The organism is Paenibacillus sp. P4_A7 (genome assembly GCF_056402455.1).
On record NZ_JBFUHJ010000285.1, the window covers coordinates 1 to 7,215 of the forward strand.

Below are 7,215 nucleotides of genomic sequence, written 5' to 3' on the forward strand. Positions count from 1 at the left end.
CCATATACTAGTAACATATTAATAGCACTCTATCGGAGGGATTCTATGAAGCTTCCATTTGTAAARGATACACCGTTGAAGGTACCCTACACAACTGCTAACGTTATTGGTATACTCGTCAATCGCTTGTCTTCTATATTTGAAGAAATCTCTGACAAACGCCCTATTGTTGTTGTATGTGTAGGAACAGATCGTTCAACTGGAGATTCGCTTGGACCTCTCATTGGGACATCCTTGTCCAAGTATAAAAGCCCGCATTTCTCTTTATTCGGCACGTTAGAGGACCCTGTACATGCTATGAATTTAGACGATACGTTAATAGAAATAAACCAACGCTTTCACAAGCCATTTGTAATCGGCATTGATGCTTGTCTTGGTCAAGTATCCAGCGTTGGTTCTATTCAAGTTGGTATGGGGCCGGTACGCCCAGGTGCTGGCGTTAATAAAGATCTTCCACCTGTAGGCGACATTCATATTACTGGTATCGTTAATGTTGGTGGCTTTATGGAATATTTCGTATTACAAAATACTCGTCTCCACCTCGTTATGAAGATGGCTGATATAATTGCCTTAAGCTTATTTACTGCTATTGCAAATCATGTGCTTCTATCCACTCAAGCTAGAGAGCAAACAGCTGCATCAGAACATACCTAACATCTCCTACAGCTTTTTAGATAACTTTTTACTTAGCTTCCGTAATGGCTTTATACTCTTCTGGTGTAAGTGAATACGTAGACTGGCCCTTTTCCACTGGCTTGGCATATACGTATGTATTGTCTCTACCATGTATGCCAGAGAACACTGCTCCATCCTTTGCTTCATTTACGATAGCAATTGAAAAGCTAAGGTCACTTCCCGTATTTGAAAATGCATTGTAACGATGAATGCCTATCTTACTTTTTTGTTGCAGTAAAGAAGATTGAACTTGAGAAAACTGCCCTTGCATTTGGCTTACTGCTTGCTGGTGAATAGTGAGGTCTTCCTTCAGTTTAACAATAACATCTTCAACGTTTGTAACACCTGTGTTCCCCATGACCGCTGTATATTGTTTTCTAAGCTTTTTCAGCCGTCTGCCAATAACGCCCATCCAAATGAATAAAATGAAAACAAGAATAGCTAATCCCACTGTCACTGCATTCATCGGATTTGTTGTCCAATCTTCCATCGTCCTTGTTCCGCCTCCAGTAATTGTCTACACCCGATATTGCTGAGTTATTTCCTTTATTGCTTCTGTTAATGCATCAATTTCTAGCTCAGTTGAATAAATGCCTACGCTCGCGCGAATGGCTCCAGTTGTTGATGTTCCAGCACTTTCATGTGCAAGCGGTGTACAATGATACCCTGCCCGGACAGCAATTCGATAATGTTGATCAAGAATAAATGACAATTCTGATGGATCGATACCTTCCACATTAAAAGCCAAGATGCCTGTTCTTTGCTCACCTAGAGCTGGGCCGTGTAACTGTACCTCTTGTATCGATTGTAAGCCAGTGATCAGCCGCTGAATAAGTGCCCATTCCTTAGCGTGGATACTTTCCACAGTCTCACTTAGGACATGCTGCACACCTACTTTAAGTCCAGCAAGTCCGGGCGTATTTTGTGTTCCAGCCTCATAGCGGTCAGGCCTTACATAAGGCTGCTCACGCGCCTCAGATTGACTCCCGGTTCCACCATGCAACAATGGCACCAATTCCACTTCAGGAGCAATGTAGAGGCCTCCAGTCCCCTGTGGACCAAGCAATCCTTTGTGCCCAGGAAAGGCTAACATATCAATACCCATGGCTCTCACATCAATTGGCAAAATACCAGCACTTTGAGCAGCATCAACAAGTAGTTTAATATGATGTTTTTTTGTTAACTCTGCAATCTCCGCTATCGGTATAATTGTTCCCAACAAATTGGAACTATGATTAACGACAGCAAGAGTCGTATTGGGCTGTATAGCTTTCGCTACATCATCCAGTTTGATGTTGCCATACTGATCTGCCTCTACATACGTCACTTCTATTCCAATCGTTTGTTCCAAAAAATACAATGGTCGCCTTACCGAGTTATGTTCTACTGAAGTTGCAATAACATGATCACCGGGTTTTAACCAGCCCTTAATCGCCATATTAAGCGCCATCGTAGTATTTGACGTAAAAGCAATATCGTTCGGATTTTTAATATTGAACAATTTACTTAATTGCTTTCTCGTATCAAATAGGATACGACTAGCTCTAACAGCCATCGCATGGCTCCCTCTACCAGGGTTTGCTGCATCGTTTAGCATAGCCTGAACTACTGCCTCAGTAACTGTCGGAGGTTTGGGCCAAGATGTCGCTGCATGGTCCAAATAAATAACCGTTTGATCTTTGATCCCCATACACTTCACACCTTCCCAATCAGTGTTTGCACAACAATGGCATACCTTAGTTTAATCTTTCAAAAGGAAGATTACAACTWAGGTATGCCATTGTTGTTTTGCGATTAAGCCAGATCTTGGAGTAATTCCAACAATCTCTCAAGGTCCTGCTTGCTATAGTATTGCAGTTCTATTTTACCTTTATCTTTTTGCTGTTTAATTTTAACTGTTGTTTTAAATCGATCACGCAGTGACTCTTCCAAATGTTCGATGTATGGGTCACGTTTCTTTTGGCTAGGCTTAGACTTATCCTCTGGTTGCTTAGAATCCAATTTTTGAATTGCCTCTTCTAGCTCTCGTACACTCCATTCCATTGAGACCGTAAGATCGGCTAATTCTTTTTGAACCGCCTCATCTTTAATGCCTACTAATGCTCTTGCATGCCCCATCGAAATTGTTCCACGTGAAACATTATCTTTAATTTCTGAAGGCAAGCTAAGCAGTCTAACGAAGTTAGCTATGTGAGAACGTGACTTTCCAACTTTCATCGAGAGCTCTTCTTGCGTCAACTTGAATTTATCAATTAACGCTTGATAAGCTATCGCCACTTCAATAGCATTCAAATCTTCACGCTGAAGATTCTCAATAAGAGCTATTTCCATCACTTGCTGATCGCTAAATGATCGTACTACTGCAGGTATTGTAGCATTACCACAATATTGCGAAGCGCGGAAACGTCTCTCCCCTGCTATAATTTCATACCCTTTTAGAACAGTACGGACAATAATCGGTTGAATGATACCATGCTKTTTAATCGACTCCGCAAGCTCTTTAATCGAATCTTCATCAAAAGTTTTGCGTGGTTGATATGGGTTGGGCCTCAGCTGAGATAATGTAATTTCAATGATCTTATCATCGTCATTCACAGAAAGCGATGGAATAAGCGCATCAAGCCCTCTACCTAGCCGCTTGCTCATACGTAATCACTTCCTTCGCGAGTTCAAGATAAACTTCTGCTCCTTTAGAACGAGGATCATAAGTAATAATAGCCTGTCCGTGAGAAGGCGCCTCACTCAAACGAACGTTACGTGGAATAATCGTTTGATATACCTTTTGTTGAAAATACTTTTTAACCTCTTCAATAACTTGAATACCAAGATTCGTCCTGGCATCTAGCATCGTCAATAAGACACCTTCGATTTGAAGGGAGGTGTTCAAATGCTTTTGAACTAGTCTTACAGTGTTTAACAACTGACTTAAACCCTCAAGAGCATAGTACTCACACTGGATTGGTATAAGCACAGAATCAGCAGCTGTCAAAGAGTTAATGGTCAGAATACCAAGTGAAGGCGGACAATCAATAAGTACATAATCAAACTGATCCCTTACCAAATGAAGTGCTTTCTTCAAACGAAGCTCACGAGAAATGGTAGGAACCAATTCTATTTCCGCACCAGCTAGTTGAATGGTTGCAGGAATTATTTTCAAATCAGGTATGCTTGTATCAAGCATCGCATCCTTAGGATGGACCTCATTAATAAGCACATCATAAACACAATTATTAACATCACCCTTGTTTATGCCTAATCCACTTGTCGTATTTCCTTGGGGATCAATATCAACCAAGAGCACTTTCTTGCCTAGCGTAGCTAAACAAGCAGCTAAATTAACTGACGTTGTCGTCTTACCGACTCCGCCCTTCTGATTTGCAATAGCAATAATTTTCGACAAAACCTGCTCACCTCTAAGTGTAAAACTTGAATATGATGCACTTACATGATGCATTAAATATAAATTAAATTTGCTGAAAATGGCATCGCCGCCCTCAAGGAGGACGGCATTAAGATTAGTACAAAGAGTACAGTCTGCACTTATTGTTCTAGTATCATCTCATCTATCAAAAGATACTAGCTTCGTTTGTTTATTAATAAATCAAAAAGAAGTATTTTGCTATTAAAAGCTTATCGTTTAGGAATTTTAATAACGATTTCATAATGGTCTTCATGATCTTTTTCATTCGTCTTGATTTGTAAACCAGATCCTGAAACCATCTCAATAGACTGGCGAATTGTATTAAGCGCTAAACGAACATCCTTCGTAAATGACATACGCTTAGCTTTCTTAATTTTGGTTGATTCTTTCAGAAAAGCAATTCGCACTTCTGTCTGCTTTACGTTTAAATCCTTAGCTAATATTTCTTCTAATACTTTTAACTGAAGTTCTTCTGTATCCAGAGACAATAAAGCACGAGCATGCCGTTCTGTAATTTTACGTTCCATTAAAGCCATCTTAATGGTATCACCTAACATCAATAACCTCAACTTATTAGCGATCGTAGATTGGCTTTTGCCTAATCTTTGAGCTAAGCTCTCCTGAGTTAATTGATGTAGCTCAATAAGCTTTTGATAAGCAATAGCTTCTTCAATAGCAGATAAGCCCTCGCGTTGAAGGTTTTCTATTAAAGCAATAGAAGCCGTCTGGGAGTCATTGAATTCACGAACAATACCTGGTATGGTGTCATAGCCAAGCTTCGTAACCGCTCTCCAACGTCTTTCTCCTGCTATTATCTCATACCTTCCGTTACGCATCCGAACAACGATAGGCTGAATAACGCCATGAGTTTTGATCGTTTGACAAAGCTCATCAATGCGGTCGTCATCAAAAACCGTTCGCGGTTGAAAAGGACTAGGATCAATCTCATTAATTGGAATTTGTCGAACTTCTTCTTGCGCTATACGCTGCTCGGATAAGCCGAACAAACGAGAAAATTGTTCTTTCATATCGATAATTACCACCCGATCATGAGATAAACCTTTAAGGCAGTCACTCTTACTTAATAGTAACTAAAAGGTTTGTGCAATAAACTCGCTTCAGCAGCAAGGTTGGTTATTCGCCAATCACATTACATTGCTTGGTTGAACCTTAAATCATCAGTATTCCTCAGCTGCAGAGCGAACATCTCTAACAAATATCATTTGGCATGAATAGAATTGGAATGATATGCCAATGGGCATCACTCAACCGTTTCGTCTATCTTAATAATTCGACTACTATTAAACGATCTCCTGCTTGACACGACTACACTTGAGATAATTGTTCAACATAAAAAAGATGATTTTAAGCTATAAGAATGTTTCACGTGGAACAAAATTAAATGAGCGGTTCCTTAATTGGTGTACCCGCTTTTCTTGGGTATTTACGAGGCGTAGCATCTGTTTTCTCAATTAATACGATATGTCTCTCTGATTGTTCATTGGGCAGCAGCATTTGATGTTGCGATTTAATTTTTCCTTTTAACTCACGCAAGCTAAATGAAGCTTCTTTTACTTCTTCATCTGATTTGGAGCCTTTCATCGCAGCAAACAATCCACCCTTTTTTACGAAAGGTAAACAAAACTCATTTAAAACATTTAATCGCGCTACAGCTCTAGCAGTAACCAGATCGTAGCTATCTCGATGAGTCGGCAATTGTGCTACATCTTCTGCACGACCGTGTAAACAAATCACATCGTTAAAGCCCAATTGCTCATTTAAGTGTGACAAAAACTGAATTCTCTTATTTAAGGAATCAACGATCATAACTTTTAAGTGAGGAAAACAAATTTTAAGAGGAATACTTGGGAAGCCAGCTCCAGATCCAATATCAGCAAGCTTCTTTACATTGCTCATGTCGGTGAAGAACGAAAGTGAGATAGAATCGTAGAAGTGTTTCTCATACACAGCATCTCTATCTGTTATTCCCGTTAAATTCATTCGTTCATTCCAATCAACTAAAACACGGTAATACGTTTCAAATTGAACAAGCTGAACAGAAGAGAGCGAGATTCCGCCCTCTTCCATTCGTTTAGAAAACCATTGTATTGTATCATCCATATAATTAACCTCTCGCCGCAATAACGCGGTTATAATGTTCCAAATATACGAGCAGTACTGAAATATCAGCAGGAGTAACCCCAGCAATACGTGATGCTTGACCGATGGATAGAGGTCTAATTAAAGCTAATTTTTGTTTTGCTTCAGAAGCTAAACCACGTACATCGCTATAATCAATATCATTTGGAATCCTCTTCTTCTCCATCTTATTCAGCCTTGCTACTTGTATAAGTTGCTTTTCAATATAACCAGCGTATTTTATTTGTATTTCTACTTGCTCCTTCATTTCTTCTGTCATTTCAGGAACTGAAGGAACAACCGTTTCTAGTAAAGCGTAAGTGATCTCAGGGCGACGCAATAATGACAATGCATCTACGCCATTAACAATTGGAGTTGATTCAGCAGAAACTAACATACCCCTAACATCATCAGGTTTTACCTTAGTAGCCTGTAGTCGTTCGATATCCAGCTCAACTAATTCTTTTTTACGTAAAAATTTATTGTAACGGTCTTCTGATATAAGACCTATCTCATATCCAGTTGGGGTCAGTCGTAAATCGGCGTTATCATGGCGGAGCAATAAACGATACTCTGCACGCGATGTTAACAGCCGGTATGGGTCATTTGTACCTTTCGTAACTAGATCGTCAATCATAACCCCGATGTAGCCTTCCGAGCGACCAATAATAATAGGGTCTTTTCCTTGAACTTTACGTGCAGCATTAATTCCGGCCATAACGCCCTGTCCTGCTGCTTCTTCATATCCAGAAGTTCCATTGATTTGTCCAGCGGTGAATAACCCGTCTATCACCTTTGTTTCCAATGAAGGCCAAAGCTGTGTTGGAACCACCGCATCATACTCAATGGCATAACCAGTACGCATCATTTCAACCTTTTCCAAGCCTGGAATAGATCTCAAAATACCTAGTTGCACATCCTCAGGCATACTTGTTGAAAGACCTTGTACATAGTCTTCAGACGTATCTTTGCCCTCTGGT

The 7,215-nt window shown here is 40.0% G+C and carries 8 protein-coding genes; 1 reads left to right on the forward strand and 7 read right to left on the reverse strand.

All coding sequences use genetic code 11. The features are described 5' to 3' along the window. Positions 1–45 precede the first annotated feature (45 nt). The gene (gene yyaC / locus AC1DWN_RS23730) at positions 46–654 is read left to right on the forward strand and encodes a spore protease YyaC (RefSeq protein ID WP_477561363.1); all 609 of its coding nucleotides are present in this window, start codon (positions 46–48) and stop codon (positions 652–654) included. Positions 655–682: 28 nt separating this feature from the next. Here yyaC and AC1DWN_RS23735 read toward each other — a convergent pair whose 3' ends face one another. The 7 genes from AC1DWN_RS23735 to AC1DWN_RS23765 form a co-directional block, all read right to left on the reverse strand. Then, the gene (locus tag AC1DWN_RS23735) at positions 683–1,165 is read right to left on the reverse strand and encodes a DUF4446 family protein (RefSeq protein ID WP_477561364.1); all 483 of its coding nucleotides are present in this window, start codon (positions 1,163–1,165) and stop codon (positions 683–685) included. A 27-nt stretch (positions 1,166–1,192) separates the two neighbouring features. Next, positions 1,193–2,365, reverse strand: a complete 1,173-nt coding sequence (locus tag AC1DWN_RS23740; protein WP_477561365.1) for an aminotransferase class V-fold PLP-dependent enzyme — start codon at positions 2,363–2,365, stop codon at positions 1,193–1,195. A 104-nt stretch (positions 2,366–2,469) separates the two neighbouring features. Next, the gene (locus tag AC1DWN_RS23745; protein WP_477561366.1) at positions 2,470–3,321 is read right to left on the reverse strand and encodes a ParB/RepB/Spo0J family partition protein; all 852 of its coding nucleotides are present in this window, start codon (positions 3,319–3,321) and stop codon (positions 2,470–2,472) included. Further along, complete coding sequence (locus AC1DWN_RS23750; protein WP_477561367.1) at positions 3,302–4,075, reverse strand: ParA family protein; 774 nt, start codon at positions 4,073–4,075, stop codon at positions 3,302–3,304. Before AC1DWN_RS23750 ends, AC1DWN_RS23745 begins: the two co-directional genes overlap by 20 nt. Before the next feature lie 230 nt (positions 4,076–4,305). Next, a complete protein-coding gene (noc, locus tag AC1DWN_RS23755) occupies positions 4,306–5,124 on the reverse strand; it encodes a nucleoid occlusion protein (protein WP_477561368.1) in 819 nt (272 codons plus the stop codon). A gap of 370 nt (positions 5,125–5,494) precedes the next feature. Continuing rightward, positions 5,495–6,217, reverse strand: coding sequence for a 16S rRNA (guanine(527)-N(7))-methyltransferase RsmG (gene rsmG / locus AC1DWN_RS23760; RefSeq protein ID WP_477561369.1), 723 nt, complete (start codon positions 6,215–6,217; stop codon positions 5,495–5,497). Positions 6,218–6,221: 4 nt separating this feature from the next. Then, a partial coding sequence (locus AC1DWN_RS23765; RefSeq protein WP_477561370.1) for an FAD-dependent oxidoreductase occupies positions 6,222–7,215 on the reverse strand: 994 nt, incomplete at its 5' end.

Excerpts from the sequence above, each read along its gene's own strand:
- AC1DWN_RS23735 (WP_477561364.1), bottom strand. The coding sequence starts at position 1,165 with ATGGAAGATTGGACAACAAATCCGATGAATGCAGTGACAGTGGGATTA.
- AC1DWN_RS23740 (WP_477561365.1), bottom strand. The coding sequence starts at position 2,365 with ATGGGGATCAAAGATCAAACGGTTATTTATTTGGACCATGCAGCGACA.
- noc (WP_477561368.1), bottom strand. The coding sequence starts at position 5,124 with ATGAAAGAACAATTTTCTCGTTTGTTCGGCTTATCCGAGCAGCGTATA.
- rsmG (WP_477561369.1), bottom strand. The coding sequence starts at position 6,217 with ATGGATGATACAATACAATGGTTTTCTAAACGAATGGAAGAGGGCGGA.